Below are 17,014 nucleotides of genomic sequence, written 5' to 3' on the forward strand. Positions count from 1 at the left end.
GCCTGTGTGAACGCCCTGCAGCGCTTCGAGCAGCGGCTCGAGCAGCTGATCTCCGGTGTCTTCGCGCGGGCCTTCCGCAGCGCGGTGCAGCCCGTCGAGATCGCCGCAGCCCTCCAGCGCGAGTGCGACAACAACGCGCAGGTGCTCAGCCGCCAGCGTCGCCTGGTGCCCAACGACTTCCACGTCGAGCTGTCCGTCACCGACCTCGACCGCATCGTCGGCCTGGGCCGCGCGCTCGAGCAGGACCTCGTCGACCAGCTCCAGGACCATGCCGACGCGCAGGGCTACGTCTTCACCGGCCCGATCTCGGTGGCCTTCGAGTCCGCCGACGACCTGACCACCGGCCGGTTCCGGATCCGCAGCAAGGCGCAGGCCAGCGTCACCGACAACGACCAGCGCACGCGCACCCGGTCCTCGCACGCCACGCTCGAGGTCAACGGCACCCGCCACCCGCTGCGCCCGCCGGGCCTGGTCATCGGCCGCGGCACCGAGGCAGACCTGCGCATCAACGACCCCGGCGTCAGCCGCCGCCACCTCGAGCTCGAGGTCTCGGTCGACGGCGTCGAGGCGGTCGACCTCGGCTCGACCAACGGCATCATGGTCGACGGCTCGAAGGTGTCCCGCGCGCTGCTGCGCGACGGCTCGCTGATCAAGATCGGTCACACCGAGATGACCGTCCGCATCGACGGCGGGCGCGACGAGGCCGGGGGCTGGAATGTCTGAGCTGACCCTCTTCCTGATCCGCGTGGCGTTCCTCGCCATCCTCTGGATCTTCGTGCTCTCCGCCATCTCGGTCATCCGCTCCGACATGTTCGGCGCGCGCGTGCCGGAGACCGCCCGCGGATCGGCCCCCGCGCCCGAGCGTCGTGGCGGCAAGACCCGCAAGCCGCGGCGCGGCTCGCCGACCCACCTGCTCGTGGTCGAGGGCGAGAACCCCGGCGTCCGCGCCGAGCTCGCCGACGCACCGCTGCTCATCGGCCGCGGCAGCGATGCCGCGATCAAGCTCGACGACGACTACGTCTCCACCCGCCACGCGCGCGTCGCGGCGAGCGGCGACGAGTGGTTCGTCGAGGACCTCGGCTCCACCAACGGCACCTACGTCGGCCCGGTCCGGATCACCCAGCCCACCACCATCGGCCTCGGGGTGCAGGTGCGGGTCGGCAAGACCATCCTGGAGCTGCGGAAGTGACCCTCTACCTCCACTACTCCGCGATCTCCGACGTGGGGCGGGTGCGCCGCGAGAACCAGGACAGCGGCTACGCCGGCCCCTGGCTGCTCACCGTCTGCGACGGCGTGGGCGGTGCCGTACGAGGTGACCTGGCGTCCAGCACGGCCGTGCAGGCGCTGCGCAAGCTGGACCAGCAGCCCGACGAGGACATCCTCGGCCAGGTGGCCGGCGCCATCCACCGCGCCGACGACCGGATCGCCGAGCTCGTCGAGGAGGACCCCGGGCTCAACGGCACCTCGACCACCGCGACCGTCGCGCTCTTCGACGGCACCCGCTTCGGTCTCGGCCACATCGGCGACAGCCGCGCCTACCTCTACCGCCGCGGTGAGATGCGTCAGCTGACCCACGACCACACGTTCGTGCAGTCGCTGATCGACGAGGGCCGCATCACCGAGGAGCAGTCACGCTCCCACCCGCACCGCAACCTCATCCTCAAGGCGCTCGACGGCATCCGCCACGAGGAGCCCGACCTCTTCGAGTTCCCCGCCGAGCCGGGTGACCGGATCTTCGTGTGCAGCGACGGCGCGTGCGGCACGCTGAGCCCCGAGCGGATCACCGACATCCTCTCCACCGGCACGCCCGACTTCGCCGCGGTCGAGATGGTGCGCGCCAGCCTCGAGGCCGGCAGCAGCGACAACGTCACCTGCATCGTGGCCGACGTCTCCGAGGAGCCGCCGCCGGAGGAGCTGACGCCCCTGCTCGTCGGCGCGGCTGCAGACCTGCCCCGCCGGATGCCGATCGGTGGCGGCGTGGCCGGCGCCGTCGGCGGTCTGTTCCGCGGCCACCGCTCCGGCGACACCGGCGAGATCCCGCCCGTGCCGGGCGACGTACCCGCGGGCGCCTTCGCTGCCGACCCGATCGACCCCGAGGCCGCCCGCTACGCACCGCGCGACCCGGGCCGCCACCGCTGGCTGCGCCGGCTGATGGTGACCGCGGTCCTCGCCGGGCTGGCGTGGATCGTGCTCGCCGCCGGCTGGTCGTGGAGCCAGCAGCAGTTCTACGTCGCCGAGCAGGACGGCAAGGTCGCGATCTTCCGCGGCCTCAACGCCGACCTCCCCGGCATCTCGCTCTCGCACGCCTACGAGGTCACCGACGTCGACCTCGACCGGCTCAGCGACATCGACGCCGAACAGGTCCGCGAGGGGATCGAGGCCGACAGCCTCGACGACGCGCACTCGACCGTGGACAACTACGCCGCGCGCCAGGAAGTCAACTGACAGGGCGGCCTGCGATGAGTCAGACCGGAACCCTCATGGGCTTCGTGCACCGGCGTCGCCGGGGCGCGGAGCTGTTCCTGCTCGTCCTCGCGCTCGCGGTCGGCATCGGGGCCTACGCCGCCGTCGGCCTGGGCGTCGAGGGTGTCGTGCCGGCCGACCTCGTCGGCTACGGCGGCTGGCTCACCGCGCTGATCGTCGCCGCGCACGTCACGGTCCGCCTCGTCGCGCCGTACGCCGACCCGGTGCTGCTGCCGCTCGTCGCCGCCCTCAACGGGCTCGGGCTCGCGGTGCTCCGCCGGCTCGACCTCACCTACGAGGCCAACGGCCTGTCCCAGCACACCTTCGCCCGCCAGCAGCTCACGTGGATGACGCTCGGGGTGGTGCTCTTCGTCGCGACGCTGTTCCTGCTGCGCGACCACCGCTCCCTGCAGCGGCTCACCTACACCTCGGGCCTGGCCGGCATCGTGCTGCTGATCCTGCCGTTCCTCCCGGTCATCGGCAGCGCCAAGAACGGCGCCAAGATCTGGATCTACGTCGCCGGCTTCAGCTTCCAGCCCGGCGAGGTCGCCAAGGTGCTGCTGGTGATCGCGTTCTCCGGCTACCTCGTGCTGCACCGCGACGCCCTCGCGCTCGCCGGCCGCCGCGTCGTGTTCGTCGACCTGCCGCGCGGCCGCGACCTCGGCCCGATCCTGGCGATGTTCGGCGTCTCGATGATGATCCTGGTGCTGCAGAACGACCTCGGCTCCTCGCTCCTCTTCTTCGGACTCTTCCTGGTCATGCTCTACGTCGCCACCGAGCGACCGGGCTGGCTCGTGGTCGGCGGCCTGCTGTTCGCGGCGGGTGCGCTGGCGGCGTACTCCTTCGTGGGCAACGTGCAGAACCGCTTCAACTTCTGGCTGCACCCGATGGACTACTACGACCAGAACCCCGGCAGCGGCCAGCTCGTCGAGGCACTCTTCGGGATGGGCTGGGGCGGCCTGATCGGCCGCGGCTTCGGCAACGGCTTCCCCGAGCGGGTGCCGTTCGCCTACTCCGACTTCATCCTGTCCACCATCGGCGAGGAGCTCGGCCTGACCGCGGTCATGGCGATCGTGCTCTGCTACGGCCTGATCGTGGAGCGCGCGCTGCGCATCGCGCTGATCTCGCGCGACGGCTTCGGCAAGCTGATGGCCGTGGGCCTCGGCGCGATCTTCGCGCTCCAGGTCTTCGTCGTCATCGGCGGAGTCACCGGCCTGATCCCGCTGACCGGCCTCACCACGCCCTTCCTGTCCTATGGCGGCTCGTCGCTGGTCGCCAACTGGGTGGTGGTCGCGCTGCTGCTGCGCATCTCCGACCAGGCCCGGCGGCCCGCGCCCCGGCTCGACCCCGTCGACGACTCGGCCGCCGACAGCGAGCACACGCAGGTGGTGAAGCTGCGGTGAACAAGCCCATCCGCGTCGTCTCGGTCTTCTGCCTGCTGCTCTTCCTCGCGCTGCTGGTCAACGCGACGTACCTGATGTACGTCCGCTCCGACGACCTCTCCCAGGACCCGCGCAACCGCCGCGTGATCACCGCGGCGTACTCCCGCGAGCGCGGCGCGATCCTGGTCGGCAAGGAGGCGATCGCGCGCAGCGTGCCGTCGGACGACAAGTACAAGTTCCAGCGCACCTACTCCGAGCCCTTCAAGTACGCCCCGATCACCGGCTACTTCGCGTTCTTCAGCCAGACCGGCGTGGAGCGCTCGCAGAACAGCGTGCTGGCCGGCGACGACTCCCGGCTCTTCGTGACGCGGCTGGTCGACCTGCTGAGCAACTCCGACCCCAAGGGCGGCAACGTCCAGCTCACCGTCAACGCGGCCGCGCAGGACGCTGCGTGGGACGGCCTGGAGAACCTCCCCGGCGACGCCCAGGGTGCGGTCGTCGCGCTCGAGCCGTCGACCGGCCGGGTCCTGGCCATGGCGTCGACGCCGACCTTCGACCCCAACAACCTGGCGTCCCACGACTTCGCGGCCGTGAAGGAGACGAGCGACCGGCTCAACGCCGACGAGCGCGAGCCGCTGATCAACCGCACGATCGGCACGACCCTGCCGCCCGGGTCGACGTTCAAGCTGGTCACCGCGACGGCGGCGATCGAGTCCGGCAACTACGACGCCGACTCGATGGTGCCGGGCGGGTACGGCTTCAAGCTGCCGCAGTCCTCGACCACGATCCGCAACCACGACGGCGGCAACTGCGGCGGTCGGCGGATCACCATGACCCAGGCCATGCAGGTCTCCTGCAACGTGACGTTCCTCAGCCTGGCCAACGAGCTCGGCAACGACGCGATGGCAGAGCAGGCCGAGAAGTTCGGCTTCAACGACACCTCGCTGGAGGACCTCGGCGGCCAGGCCAAGTCGCTCTACCCGCGCGACATGGACGCCCCGCAGACCGCGATGTCGGGCATCGGCCAGTCCAGCGTCACCGCCACCCCGCTGCAGATGGCCATGGTCGCCGCCGCGATCGCCAACGACGGCGACGTGATGCGCCCGTACGTCGTCGACGAGGTGCGCGCGCCGAACCTGTCGGTGCTCGACCGCACCGACCCGCAGAGCATCAGCAAGGCGATGTCGAGCACGACGGCCGACGAGCTCACGAAGATGCTCGTGGCCACCGTCGACTCCGGCACCGCGACGCCGGCGCAGATCCCGGGCATCGAGGTCGCCGGCAAGACCGGCACCGCGCAGTCGACCGCCGACCGTCCGCCCTACGCCTGGTTCGTCTCCTTCGCCCCGGCCAACGACCCCAAGGTCGCCGTGGCCGTGCTCGTGCAGTCGAGCGACACCGCCCGCGAGGAGATCGCCGGCGGCCTGCTCGGCGGCCCGATCGCGAAGGCGATCATGGAGGCGGTGATCAACCCGTGACGGCGCTCGGCCCGGGAGGACACGTCGACGCGGCCGGGCGCTACGTCCTCGAGTCGCGCATCGCCACCGGTGGCATGGGCGAGGTCTGGGCCGCCCGCGACACCACGCTCGACCGACCGGTCGCGGTGAAGGTGCTGAAGACCGAGTACGCCGACGACCCCCTCTTCCGCACCCGCTTCGAGACCGAGGCCCGCCACGCCGCCGCCCTGCACCACCCCGGCGTCGCAGCGGTCTTCGACTTCGGCGAGAGCACGCCCGACGACGGCTCCGGCACCCCGCGCCCCTACCTCGTGATGGAGCTCGTCGAGGGCCAGCCGCTGTCCGCGCTGCTGCGCCCGAGTGCCCCGCTCGACCCGGCCGTCGCCCAGGACCTCCTCGCCCAGGCCGCCGACGCCCTCGGCGTCGCCCACGCGGCGGGCATCGTGCACCGCGACGTGAAGCCGGCCAACCTCATCGTCACCCCCGACCGCCGGGTCAAGGTCACCGACTTCGGCATCGCCCGGGCCGCCAAGGGCATGGCCCTCACCGAGACCGGGCAGGTGCTCGGCACCCCGGCCTACATCTCCCCGGAGCAGGCCGAGGGCGGCACTGCGACCGCCGCCTCCGACGTGTACTCGCTCGGCGTGGTCGCCTTCGAGTGCCTCGCCGGCGAGAAGCCCTACCTCGCCGACACCCCCGTCGCGACGGCCATCGCCCACCTGCGCAACCCCGTGCCCGAGCTGCCGACGTCCGTGCCCGCCGACCTCGCCCACGTCGTACGACGGGCGCTGGCCAAGGCGCCCGAGGACCGCTTCGTCGACGGCGCGGCCTTCGCCCGGGCCCTGCGCGACCCCGCCTCCGTCGCGGGAGCCGGAGCGGGCGCGGCGACCGTCGTGAGCCCCGCCGTGGCTCCCGAGCCGCACACGCAGGCGATGCCGGCCGCAGCTCCGGCACCGACACCTGACCCGACGCCTGCCCCGACCCCGCGCGCCGCACGCGAACGTCGTACGACGCCGTGGCCGCTCGTCATCGGCCTCCTCGCGGTCGTGGTCGCGGTGCTGCTGGCCTTCTGGCTCGGCTCACGTGGGAACGACGCGACTTCGGGCAACGCCGACGACACCGCGACGCGCTCGCCGAAGCAGACCCCGAGCCAGACCTCCGAGACGCCGAGCCAGACGCCGTCGGAGACGCCCAGCGAGACACCGAGCGAGACTCCCAGCGAGACGCCGAGCGAGACGCCGAGCGAGACGCCGACGACGGTCGAGGTCGACCCGGCCGACTACATCGGCGGCACGGCCAAGGACGCGGAGAAGGAGCTGTCCCGGCTCGGCCTGGTGCCGGAGCTGGTCGAGCTCGACAACCCGGGGGACCAGGAGAAGGACGTCGTGGTCGATGTGTCACCGAGTGGCACCCTCGAGGAGGGCGACACCGTGACCATCAGCTACTACGGCAAGCCCCCACCGGGCGCGCGCAACGGAGAGGACCAGCAGGGATGACGCAGTCGGAGCCGACACTGATCGGCGGCCGCTACGAGCTCGGAGAGCTCCTCGGACGCGGCGGCATGGCCGAGGTCCGCAAGGGGCGCGACCTGCGGCTGGGCCGCACCGTCGCGGTGAAGCGCCTGCGCACCGACCTGGCCAGCGACGCGACGTTCCAGGCCCGCTTCCGGCGCGAGGCGCAGTCCTCGGCGTCGCTCAACCACCCCGCCATCGTGTCGACGTACGACACCGGCGAGGAGATGGCCACCGACGGCTCAGGCGTCGCCCAGCCCTACATCGTCATGGAGTGCGTCGAGGGGCGCACGCTGCGCGACATCCTGCGCGAGGGTCGCAAGATCCTGCCCGAGCGGGCCCTCGAGATCACCGCCGGCGTCCTGTCGGCGCTCGACTACAGCCACCGCGCGGGGATCATCCACCGCGACATCAAGCCCGGCAACGTGATGCTCACGCCGTCGGGCGACGTGAAGGTGATGGACTTCGGCATCGCGCGCGCGATCTCCGACGCGTCGTCGACGATGACCCAGACCGCGGCCGTGGTCGGCACCGCGCAGTACCTCTCCCCCGAGCAGGCGCGCGGCGAGACCGTGGACTCGCGCTCCGACGTCTACTCCACCGGCTGCCTGCTCTACGAGCTCCTCACCGGCCGGCCGCCGTTCATCGGCGACAGCCCCGTGGCCGTGGCCTACCAGCACGTCCGCGAGCAGGCCTCGCCCCCGTCCGACCACGACGACCAGCTCGACCCCGAGATCGACGCGATCGTGATGAAGTCGCTCGCCAAGCGGGTCGAGGACCGCTACCAGAGCGCCGCGGCCATGAAGGCCGACATCGAGCGCTACCTCGCCGGCCACCCGATCCAGGCGCCCGCCGTCGTACCTCCCCCGGCGGAGACGCAGTACGTCCCGCCGGTGCCGCCGGCCGAGTCGACGAGCACCATGGCCGCGAGCCAGCCGCCGCCGCGCGGCGACGAGCCGTCGCGCGGGCGCGGCGCGTGGTGGGTCCTCATCGCGATCCTCGTCGTTGCCCTGCTCGCGGGCGGCGCGTACCTGCTCAACAACGTGCTCTTCGACGACGCGCCCGTGCGCGACGCCGTGCCCAACGTGGTCGGCATGACCGAGGACGAGGCGCGGCTCGCGATCGTCGACGCCGGCTTCACCGTCGGCCAGGTGGACCGGCAGCCCTCCGACACGGTCGCCGCCGACCTGGTGATCAGCCAGGACCCGGCCCGCGACACCTACGAGGACCCCGGCGCGTCGATCGACTTCGTGCTCTCCGTCGGCAAGCCCGAGGTCGAGGTGCCCTACGTCGTCGGCAACCTGCGCAAGGAGGCCCGCCAGACCCTGGTCGCCGCCGGGTTGAAGGTGAAGTTCGAGGAGGAGGACTCCGACGAGGACAAGTTCCAGGTCCTCCGCACCGAGCCCGCCGCCGGCGAGTCCGTGGCCGACGGCACGACCGTCACCGTCTACTACTCCGACGGCCCGGAGAAGATCCCGGACGTCCGCGGCATGAAGCAGGGCGAGGCCGAGCGCACGATCCGCGAGGCCGGGTTCACCCCCGACGTCCGCGTCGACGCGACCTCGACCGAGCCCAAGGGCACCGTCGTCGACCAGATCCCGGTGGGCGGCACGGCCGACCAGAACAGCACCGTGACGATCTTCGTCTCCGCCTACGAGGAGCCGACCGAGACCCCGACGCTGCCGACCGAGACGCCCACGGAGACCCCGACCGTGCCGACCGAGAGCCCCTCGACTCCTCCTCCGACCCCCTGAGGCGCGGCTAGCCCGCCATCGGGGTGGCGTACGTCAGGTCCAGCAGGCCGGAGTAGGCCGGGGCCGTGGCCGACGCGAGCGCGGTCATGTCCCACGACACCCCACCGCCGGGGATGACGGTGTAGTCGCGGTAGGTCGCCAGGATCGGGTCGACGATCAGCTCGGACTCCAGCGCCGCGGGGTCGCCGATGCCGACGATGACGTAGGGCGGCGAGTAGGGCAGGCCGTGCAGGGTGACCTGGTTGCCCTCGCACTTGATGCCGGTGGTCGAGATCAGCCGCTGGCCCTGGATCGTGACCGCGACCGCGCCGGCGTTCCACATCGCGTTGGCGACCGCCTGGATGTCCTGCTGGTGCACGACGAGGTCGTTCGGGTTGCCGTCATAGTTGAGCCGGGCCTCCTCGGTGGCGTCGTCGAGGGTGACCTGCACGGCCGCGCCGCTCTTCTCGGTGAGGCCGGCCGGGTCGACGAGGGTCGCGATCTCGTCCTGTGCGCGCGCCACCGACCGGTCTCCCAGCTCGGCACTGAGGGCCTCGACCTCGCCGTTCAGCTCGGCGGCCTGGGCGGTCAGGTCGCCGGCCTCGTCGCGCTCGGCGCGCACCACCGACGCGAGGTCGGTGAGCCGCCCGGCGCGCAGGTCGAGGCCGTCGCTCTGCTCCGCGCTCACCGCGAACAGCGTCCCGCTGAGGAGCACGACGAGCGGCGTCGCCACCCGCCAGACGCGACGGCGTCCGGGGGAAGAGTGGGGCGGCGAGGGCATGGCGACTACGCTAACCCCCCGGCGGGCGCCGAGCGTCCGCGACGGGCGTCGCGCGAACGCCGACGAACCCAGCCGAGCCACAGGAGCAGCAGTGTCGAAGTCCACGACGGTCACCACCTCGGAGAAGGAAGGCCTCTTCTCCCTCAGGTTCCTGATCGCCCTGCTCCTCATCGTCGCCGGCATCGCCTGGCTGGCCTACTACTACGTCGGCCCGCGCGGCAACCCGCTCGCCTTCCCGCCCGTCGAGGGGTCGCCCAAGGCGATCGCCGACCTCGGGAGGTGGAACTACGCCATCGGCTTCGGCGTGTTCATGATCGGCCTGATGGTCTCCGCGCACCCCTCCACCCCGCTCGGACGTGGCCGCGGCGTGGTGGTCGCCATGCTGGCCTGCTTCCTGATCGGCCTGCTGTGGATCTGCACCTTCTACGTCTTCTCCGACGACCTCTCCAAGCTGTGGATCTTCAACGACCTCGGCCAGTGGAACCTCGTCGTCGGCATCGCGTTCATGGCGGTCGGGTTCAGCTTCGCGACCAAGTGGGAGTAGGTTTCTCCCGCGGCTGCTGAGCAGCCGCAGTCATTCGTCGCCTCGAGCGGTGAGTGAGGCGCCTTCCTGGGGAAGGGGAGGCGTCTCTCTCACCGCTCGAGTCGATTTCGAGTGCTCTTTGGCTGGGTTGTCGGGCTCTCCCTCAACTTGTCAGGCCGTGCATGGGCCGACATGTTCAGTGATCCCCGGCTGACCGGGGATCACTGGCCAGGCCGCTCGACCACGCGTTCGGATTTCCACACTGTGGAGAACTCCTGTGGAGAATTACACGCGTGTAGTTATCCACAACCGTGTGCACACCTGTGGGAAATGCAGCAGCCCCCGCGACCGGCGTACGCGGGGTACGACGACGGTGCGGGGGCTGTGGACGGGGCTGCTCAGCCGAGCTGGACGATGCGCACGAGCGCGAGCCAGACCAGGCCGATGGTGAGGGCGGCGAGGCCTCCCCACTGGATGAGGCTGCGGTTGCCCTTGGGGGCGTAGGCGATGATCCCGGCGGCCGCGGCGCCGCCGAGGAACCCGCCGAGGTGCCCCTGCCAGGAGATGGCCTGCCAGCCGACGACGGTGACGATGACGCCGAGCATCAGGTTCTGCACCAGCCACTGCGAGTTGAGCCGCGCCTTGTTGGCGGTGACCAGCAGGGCGCCGAGGAGCCCGAAGAGGGCACCGGAGGCGCCGACGGTCGAGCCGTTCTCGTTGCTCAGGTAGAGCACCATCACCGACCCGCCGAGCCCGGCAAGGAGGTAGACCGCGAGGAAGCGGGTCCTGCCGATGATGCCCTCGAGGGCCGGGCCGAAGAGGAACAGCGCGAACATGTTCATCGCGATGTGCCAGATCTCCACGTGGGTGAAGACGCTGGTGATCAGCTGCCACCACGCGCCGTCTGCGACACCGGCGTGCCAGGTCGTCGTCGGGAGCATCGCACAGGTCGCCTGGTCGTTGACGGAGGGGTAGTAGCGACCCGATCCGTCGTCGAGGGCGCACAGGCCGGTCGGCGCGAGCGCGAAGACGTCGGCCAGCCGGGAGCGAGCCCCACCGGTGGCGGTGATGACGAGCCAGATGACGGCGTTGATGCCGATCAGGACGTACGACGTCAGCCGCGGGTCGGCGCTGCGCTCGCCGCCGTACATCGCCCGGTTCTGGCGCGAGCCCTGGTTGGCCTTGTGCACGCAGTGCGGGCACTGGAAGCCCACGGCCGCGTCACGCATGCAGTCCGGGCAGATCGGCCGGTTGCAGCGCTGGCAGCGGATCCAGGTCTCGCGACCGGGGTGCCGGTAGCAGGTGGGCACCCCGGTCGCGGCCGGGTCGTCGGAGGGCTGGGTCATCGAGGCCTTCGGTTGGGGCGCGGTCGGACCGGTCAGTGCTCGATGGTGAGCGACTCGATGACCACCGCGTCGACCGGACGGTCCATCGCGCCGGTGGCGGTGGTGGCGATGGCGTCGACGACGTCGCGGCTGGCCTGGTCGGCCACCTCACCGAAGATGGTGTGCTTGCGGTTGAGCCACGGGGTCGCGCCCACGGTGATGAAGAACTGCGAGCCGTTGGTGCCCGGGCCGGCGTTCGCCATCGCGAGCAGGTAGGGCTTGTCGAAGACGAGCTCGGGGTGGATCTCGTCCTTGAACGTGTAGCCCGGGCCGCCGGTGCCGGTGCCGAGCGGGCAGCCGCCCTGGATCATGAAGCCGTCGATGACGCGGTGGAAGCCGAGGCCGTCGTAGTACTTCTCCCCGCTGCGGCCCGCGTCGTCGCGGTAGTCCTTGGTGCCCTCTGCCAGGCCGACGAAGTTCTCGACGGTCTCGGGGGCGTGGTGGGGGAACAGGTTGACGACGATGTCGCCCCGGTTGGTCTTGAAGGTCGCCTTGGGGTCGGCCATGGGATTGTGCCTCTCGGATGTGTGACTCACGGGTGTCGCGGGTGCGAGTCGATCCTGCCATGCGGGCCCACGGTGGAGCCCCTCACCCGGACGGGGCTGGCCGCGTGTGGGTGGGCGTGGTGAGATGGAGACATCACTGACTGAGGAGGTCACGCATGCCTTTCGGCCGCAAGAAGTCCCTCATGGACCGGGCCCACGACTATGTCGAGCAGCTCTCGGACACCGTTCGACCCCAGTTGGAATCGGCGTGGGAGCAGGCCGTCGAGGCGGTGGAGAAGGCCGGCGACAAGGCCGGGCCCGCCCTCGCCGACGCACGTGACAAGGCGACGCCCCTGATCGCCGAGGGCCGCGCGCTCGCCGCCGAGAAGGCGTCGGCCGGTGCCGCCATCGCGGCCGAGAAGGGTGCCGAGGCCCGAGAGAAGGCCGCGCCCCTCCTGGCCGAGGCCCGCGCCGCCGCCGCCGACAAGGCCTCCGTCGCCGCAGCGATCGCGGCCGAGCGGGCGGCCGAGGGCCGCGACCTCGCGACCGCCAAGGTCAACGAGCTGCGCGGCGTCGAGCCCGAGCCCAAGGGCGGCAAGCTCAAGAAGCTCCTGCTGATCAGCGGGCTGCTCGCGATCGGTGGCGTGGTGTTCTCCAAGCTGCGCCAGAAGCAGGACGACAGCGCCCACTGGCAGTCGACCTACACTCCGCCCGCCCCGCCGGCGCCCGCACCCCCGGTGACGCCGGTGCCCGACGAGGCGGCCGTCGACCCGCTCCCCGAGGCCGCCACGGCTGACGACGTGGTGACCGAGGAGCCCCCGAGCAGCGAGGACGTCGGCGGCGGTGCTCCGGGCGAGGCGATCAGCGACGCCGCCGAGGAGCCGCAGGAGGCGACCACGCCCGAGGACCCCGCGGAGATCATCGACATCGACGACGTGCCGCAGAAGAAGTAGCCACACGCCGACATCGCCACGGGCGGTGCGTGAGGGGGATTCCTCCTCACGCACCGCCCGTCGGCGTATCGACCACGACCCGGTTCTCCTCGACCCAGGCGTCGATGTGCTCCCACCAGCCGTAGAGCCACTCGATGCGCGCCTCGCGGCCCTCGGGGATCTCCGAGCGCGGAACCTGCCACCACCGCATGATGATCTGCTTGTCCATCGGCAGCTCGCGCCACACGTCGCTGACGGTGACCAGGTGGTCCAGCCCGGTGTGACCCACCAGCAGCACGTCGGCGTCAGGTGCCGCCTCGAGCGCCGCCAGTACGCCGCCCGGGCGAGGCGCCAGGACGTGGGTCATCTGCTCGGCCCGCCGCGCCATCCGCTCCAGGCCGAGCTTGCGGAGCCGCGCGATGGCGCGGTCGCGACGACCCGGGGTGAAGTTGCCGCCCTCGGGGAAGATCACGAAGGCGTCGTTGTGGTCCAGGCCGGTCGCGAGGGCGGCGATCTGCGACTCGAGGTCCTCGCCGACGTCGGGGTTGGGCGAGATGAACCGAGCGGGGATGCGTCGGAGCACCACGCCGATCGCCGGGTCCCAGGCGAGGGTGTTCTTCAGCACCACGCGCGGCTCGCGGTGGTACCAGTGCAGCAGGGCGTACATCAGGATGAAGGAGTCGCCCGGCCCGGCGTGCCGGCACATCACCAGCACGGGTCCGTCGGGCACGCGCGGCGGGTGCGGCCCGTCGCTGCGGATCCGCAGCGCGAGCACCCGGCGGGCCTCGCGGAAGAAGACGATCAGGGTGCCCTGCACGAGGTCGTAGTGGATCCCGGCGAAGTAGGGCGAGCGGATCCTCCAGCCGAAGCCACTGGCCAGCCACAGCCCGAGCATCACCGCGAGCAGGAGCGTCTCGAAGGTCAGGTAGACCAGCACCACCCAGAGCAGGCGCAGCGCGCGCCACCGACCCGGGAGGACCGGCGCCAGCGCGGCGGCGACCAGCAGCCACGCCGGCAGGGTCACCCAGACCAGCACGGTGAGCCCGACGACGGCGGGTGCGACGACCAAGCGCCGCAGGACCCAGACCAGCGCGCTCGACACGGCTACGCGCCCAGGGCTTCGTCGAGGTAGGCGCGCGAGGCGTCGTACGTCGCGTCGATGCGGGCCTGCACGCGGGCGAAGTCGCGGTAGGCGCGCAGGGAGTCGTCGCGCGCCGAGGTGCCGGCGGCCGGCAGCACGTGGGCCTCGACACCCTCGGGGATCGTCGCCATGTCGCGCATGAAGCGGTGACGGCGGGCGACCTCGAAGCTCACCCGGGCCACCTCCCACGGACGGCTCGGTGCCTTGAGCGGCCGGTCGATGCGGCCGACCTGGAGCACGAAGATCCGCGTCGCCCCCAGCTCGACCGCGCGGCCCACCGGGATGGAGTTCACCAGGCCGCCGTCGAGGAAGTGCTCGCCGTCGATCTCCGCCGGCGGCAGCAGCCCGGGCACGGCGGCACTGGCCAGGATCGCCGGCACGATCGGGCCCGAGGTGAACCAGTGCTCGGCGGCCCGCTCGATGCTCGCGGCGCACACGCCGAAGCTGACCGGCAGGTCCTCGAACCGGGTCTCGCCGAACTCCTCCTCGAGCCGGAGCCGCAGCGGCGCGGAGGAGTAGATGTGGGTGCCGGTCGAGACGGCCCGGCGGACCGTGCGCAGCGGCCGGTCGCCGTACACGTCCTTGCCCTCCGCGGTCGCCGCCCACAGCTCGGTGAGCCGGTCCACGACGGAGACGTCCGGACGGCGCGCGACCATCGCGCCGTTCAGCGCGCCGACGCTGGTGCCGAGCACGAGGTCGGGGACGATGCCGCGCTCGAGCAGGGCCCGCAACATGCCGACCTCGACGGCGCCGAGGACCCCGCCCCCGCCGAGCACGAACGCGGTGGTGGTCACGGCCCGACCTTAGGCCAGTTCGGGGTACTCCGTGCGCACCCGCTGCACCACCCGGTGCTCGACGAAGAACATCAGCAGCGGAACCAGGCCGGCGATGAGCATGAGCGCGGTGAACTTCGGGGTCCAGCGCGCGCGGTAGGCCAGGATCAGCGCGACGAGGAAGTAGACCATGTAGAGCGTCCCGTGCAGTGCCCACAGGATGCCGAGGGACTCCCCGAGCTCCTGGATGCTGCTGCCCTCGGGGAAGAGGTACTTCATCGGGGCCGCGACCAGCGCGCAGAACGCGAGCGCGACGCCGACGACGAGCGCGAGCACGCGGTAGGTGGTGAAGAGGGGACGCACGACGCTCAACTTATCGAGCGGGTGGTCACGTCCGCGGAGCGTCCCCCCGCGCGTTGAGCGGGCTGGTGACCCCGGTCACCACGTCGCGGCGCCAGCGCCACCAGATGAAGGCCGCGAAGGCGCCGAAGACCCACCACTCGAAGGCGTAGAGCAGGTTGCGCACGCCCGTGAAGCGACCCGGCTCCGGCAGCGCCGCGAGCTCGGCCGGCTCGAGCCCGGGTGCAGGGTCCTGGCTGATGAGGTAGGCGGAGTAGAGGTCGACGTCGACGCGCTGCACGGCGTCGGCGACGCGGATCTCGGGGAAGACGTCGTCGTCCGGGTCGTCGTCGGTGACCAGGCTCCCCTCGGGCGCCTGGATCCAGCCCACCACATCGGCATCTCCCGTGGCCGCGAGCAGCGCGTCGTCCGGCTCGGGCGCCCAGCCGCGTACGACGAGCACGGCGGCGTCGCCGACATGGAGCGGGGCGACGGCCCAGTAGCCGTCGGTGCCGTCGTAGGTGCGGTTCTGCACCCAGAAGCCGCCGTCGAGCCACTCGCCCGAGACCTCGACCGGCCGGCCCAGGTCGGGCGCGGGGAACGGGTCGTCGCTGCCCATCACGTCGTCGAGCGGCACGGCCGCGACCCCGGAGAGGTCGCGCGACTCGGCGTCGCGGTGGGCCTGCCAGGCGTCGTACTGCCACTTCCCGAGCCAGCCCGCGATGCCGACCAGCACCAGCGCGAGGACCGCTGCGCCGAGGTCGGTCAGCAGGCCGGGTCGGCGGGGCGCGGTCACGGGCTCGATTGTCCCAGCCGCCCGGTGACCGCCCGGCCTCAGGTCGCGAGCTCGTCGCGCCGCCGGGTGAGGTACGACGCCTCGGCGGTGTTGCCGGCCAGCCCGATCGCCCGGTCGTAGGCCTCCCGCGCCTCCGGCCCGCGGCCCAGGCGACGGAGCAGGTCGGCCCGGGTGGCGTGGAAGGCGTGGTAGCCGTCGAGGTCGCCGGCGAGCGCGTCGACCTGGGCGAGCCCCACCTGCGGGCCGTCGAGCTCGGCGACCGCGATCGCGCGGTTGAGCGCGACGACGGGTGAGGGGTCGAGCCGGGTCAGCTGGTCGTAGAGCGCGACCACCTGCGACCAGTCGGTGTCCCGGGCGTCGGGGGCGTCGGTGTGGACGGCGTTGATGGCAGCGAGCACCTGGTAGCGACCCGGTGCCTGGCCCGACGCGAGCCGTCGTCGTACCAGCGCGTGGCCCTCGGCGATCAGCGCGCGGTCCCAGGCGCCGCGGTCCTGCTGGTCGAGGGTGACCAGCTCGCCGCCGGCCGAGACCCGCGCCGGGCGGCGGGCCTCGATGAGCAGCATCAGCGCGAGCAGGCCGGCGACCTCGCCCTCGTCGGGCAGCAGCTCGGCGACCAGCCGGGTCAGCCGGATCGCCTCGCCGGTGAGGTCGGCGCGCACCGGGTCGGCGTCTGCGCTGCTGGCGAGGTAGCCCTCGTTGAAGACGAGGTAGAGCACGGTGAGCACGCCGTCGACCCGCGTCGGCAGGTCGGCCGCCTCGGGCACGCGGTAAGGGATGCCGGCGGCCTTGATCTTGGCCTTCGCCCGGGTGATCCGCTGCGCCATCGTCGTCTCCTGGACGAGGAAGGCGCGGGCGATCTCGGCGACGGTGAGGCCGCCGACCATGCGAAGGGTGAGGGCGACCCGCGCCTCGGGCGCGAGCGCCGGGTGGGCGCAGGTGAAGACCAGGCGGAGCCGTTCGTCCTCGATCGCGCCGGTGGGTTCGGGTGGTCCGGAGAGCTGGTCGGTGAGCATGTGCGCCTGCTTCTGCTTGTCGTCGCGCTTGCCCTCGCGACGTACCCGGTCGAGCGCCTTGTTGCCGGCCGTCGTGGTCAGCCAGGCGCCGGGGATGGGCGGCACGCCGTCGACGGGCCACCGCTCGACGGCGACGGCGAACGCCTCGGCGGCCGCCTCCTCCGCGATGTCGAGGTCGCCGAAGCGGCGGGCGAGGGTGGCCACGATGCGGGCCCACTCCTCGTGGTGGACCCGCGCGACGGCCTCGCCGGCGTCGTTCACGGTCGCTCGCTGGTTGAGGTGCGAGCGGAGCGAGCCTCG

General features: G+C 71.9%; 17 protein-coding genes. 9 read left to right on the forward strand and 8 right to left on the reverse strand.

Features of this window, described 5'->3' with window-relative positions:
- Positions 1-6 precede the first annotated feature (6 nt).
- Genes J2X46_RS09985 through pknB form a run of 7 tightly spaced genes read left to right on the forward strand, consistent with a single transcriptional unit; the run spans position 7 to position 8,567 of the window.
- A complete protein-coding gene (locus tag J2X46_RS09985; protein ID WP_310249705.1) occupies positions 7-723 on the forward strand; it encodes a DUF3662 and FHA domain-containing protein in 717 nt (238 codons plus the stop codon).
- Positions 716-1,189 (forward strand): FHA domain-containing protein, encoded by a 474-nt coding sequence (locus tag J2X46_RS09990; RefSeq protein ID WP_310249706.1) that lies wholly within the window; start codon positions 716-718, stop codon positions 1,187-1,189. The genes J2X46_RS09985 and J2X46_RS09990 overlap by 8 nt, the downstream gene beginning before the upstream one ends.
- Positions 1,186-2,445 carry a protein phosphatase 2C domain-containing protein gene (locus J2X46_RS09995; protein WP_310249707.1) on the forward strand — a complete coding sequence of 420 codons (1,260 nt, stop codon included), beginning with the start codon at positions 1,186-1,188 and terminating at the stop codon, positions 2,443-2,445. The genes J2X46_RS09990 and J2X46_RS09995 overlap by 4 nt, the downstream gene beginning before the upstream one ends.
- A gap of 14 nt (positions 2,446-2,459) precedes the next feature.
- Positions 2,460-3,866: an FtsW/RodA/SpoVE family cell cycle protein gene (locus tag J2X46_RS10000; protein WP_310249708.1), complete on the forward strand. Its 1,407-nt coding sequence runs from the start codon at positions 2,460-2,462 to the stop codon at positions 3,864-3,866.
- Positions 3,863-5,323 carry a penicillin-binding protein 2 gene (locus tag J2X46_RS10005; RefSeq protein WP_310249709.1) on the forward strand — a complete coding sequence of 487 codons (1,461 nt, stop codon included), beginning with the start codon at positions 3,863-3,865 and terminating at the stop codon, positions 5,321-5,323. The genes J2X46_RS10000 and J2X46_RS10005 overlap by 4 nt, the downstream gene beginning before the upstream one ends.
- Positions 5,320-6,798 carry a protein kinase domain-containing protein gene (locus J2X46_RS10010; RefSeq protein ID WP_310249711.1) on the forward strand — a complete coding sequence of 493 codons (1,479 nt, stop codon included), beginning with the start codon at positions 5,320-5,322 and terminating at the stop codon, positions 6,796-6,798. Before J2X46_RS10005 ends, J2X46_RS10010 begins: the two co-directional genes overlap by 4 nt.
- On the forward strand, positions 6,795-8,567 hold the full coding sequence (gene pknB, locus J2X46_RS10015) for a Stk1 family PASTA domain-containing Ser/Thr kinase (protein ID WP_310249712.1): 1,773 nt from the start codon (positions 6,795-6,797) through the stop codon (positions 8,565-8,567). Before J2X46_RS10010 ends, pknB begins: the two co-directional genes overlap by 4 nt.
- Before the next feature lie 7 nt (positions 8,568-8,574).
- On the opposite strand, the gene J2X46_RS10020 is transcribed toward pknB, so the two are convergent.
- Positions 8,575-9,327 carry a DUF881 domain-containing protein gene (locus J2X46_RS10020; protein WP_310249714.1) on the reverse strand — a complete coding sequence of 251 codons (753 nt, stop codon included), beginning with the start codon at positions 9,325-9,327 and terminating at the stop codon, positions 8,575-8,577.
- A gap of 91 nt (positions 9,328-9,418) precedes the next feature.
- Here J2X46_RS10020 and J2X46_RS10025 point away from each other — a divergent pair, with 91 nt between their 5' ends.
- Entirely contained in the window at positions 9,419-9,871 is a 453-nt protein-coding gene (locus tag J2X46_RS10025) for a cell division protein CrgA (protein ID WP_310249715.1), read from the forward strand.
- Positions 9,872-10,248: 377 nt separating this feature from the next.
- Here the strand turns inward: J2X46_RS10025 and J2X46_RS10030 are convergent, their stop codons facing one another.
- Together J2X46_RS10030 and J2X46_RS10035 are read right to left on the reverse strand one after the other, a co-directional pair.
- Positions 10,249-11,196: a rhomboid family intramembrane serine protease gene (locus J2X46_RS10030; protein WP_310249717.1), complete on the reverse strand. Its 948-nt coding sequence runs from the start codon at positions 11,194-11,196 to the stop codon at positions 10,249-10,251.
- A 32-nt stretch (positions 11,197-11,228) separates the two neighbouring features.
- Positions 11,229-11,741, reverse strand: coding sequence for a peptidylprolyl isomerase (locus tag J2X46_RS10035; protein ID WP_310249718.1), 513 nt, complete (start codon positions 11,739-11,741; stop codon positions 11,229-11,231).
- 155 nt (positions 11,742-11,896) lie between these two features.
- Between J2X46_RS10035 and J2X46_RS10040 the strand changes: the two genes are divergently transcribed.
- On the forward strand, positions 11,897-12,673 hold the full coding sequence (locus J2X46_RS10040) for a hypothetical protein (protein ID WP_310249719.1): 777 nt from the start codon (positions 11,897-11,899) through the stop codon (positions 12,671-12,673).
- A gap of 46 nt (positions 12,674-12,719) precedes the next feature.
- Here the strand turns inward: J2X46_RS10040 and J2X46_RS10045 are convergent, their stop codons facing one another.
- Genes J2X46_RS10045 through J2X46_RS10065 form a run of 5 tightly spaced genes read right to left on the reverse strand, consistent with a single transcriptional unit; the run spans position 12,720 to position 16,975 of the window.
- The gene (locus tag J2X46_RS10045; RefSeq protein WP_310249721.1) at positions 12,720-13,754 is read right to left on the reverse strand and encodes a lysophospholipid acyltransferase family protein; all 1,035 of its coding nucleotides are present in this window, start codon (positions 13,752-13,754) and stop codon (positions 12,720-12,722) included.
- Between the two features lie 2 nt (positions 13,755-13,756).
- The gene (locus tag J2X46_RS10050; protein WP_310249723.1) at positions 13,757-14,587 is read right to left on the reverse strand and encodes a patatin-like phospholipase family protein; all 831 of its coding nucleotides are present in this window, start codon (positions 14,585-14,587) and stop codon (positions 13,757-13,759) included.
- 9 nt (positions 14,588-14,596) lie between these two features.
- Positions 14,597-14,929, reverse strand: a complete 333-nt coding sequence (locus J2X46_RS10055; protein WP_310249726.1) for a DUF3817 domain-containing protein — start codon at positions 14,927-14,929, stop codon at positions 14,597-14,599.
- A 25-nt stretch (positions 14,930-14,954) separates the two neighbouring features.
- Positions 14,955-15,701: an SURF1 family protein gene (locus J2X46_RS10060; RefSeq protein ID WP_310249728.1), complete on the reverse strand. Its 747-nt coding sequence runs from the start codon at positions 15,699-15,701 to the stop codon at positions 14,955-14,957.
- A 38-nt stretch (positions 15,702-15,739) separates the two neighbouring features.
- A complete protein-coding gene (locus J2X46_RS10065; RefSeq protein WP_310249730.1) occupies positions 15,740-16,975 on the reverse strand; it encodes an RNA polymerase sigma factor in 1,236 nt (411 codons plus the stop codon).
- Between the last annotated feature and the right edge of the window lie 39 nt (positions 16,976-17,014).

The organism is Nocardioides sp. BE266, assembly GCF_031457855.1.
Taxonomy (GTDB): Bacteria; Actinomycetota; Actinomycetes; order Propionibacteriales; family Nocardioidaceae; genus Nocardioides.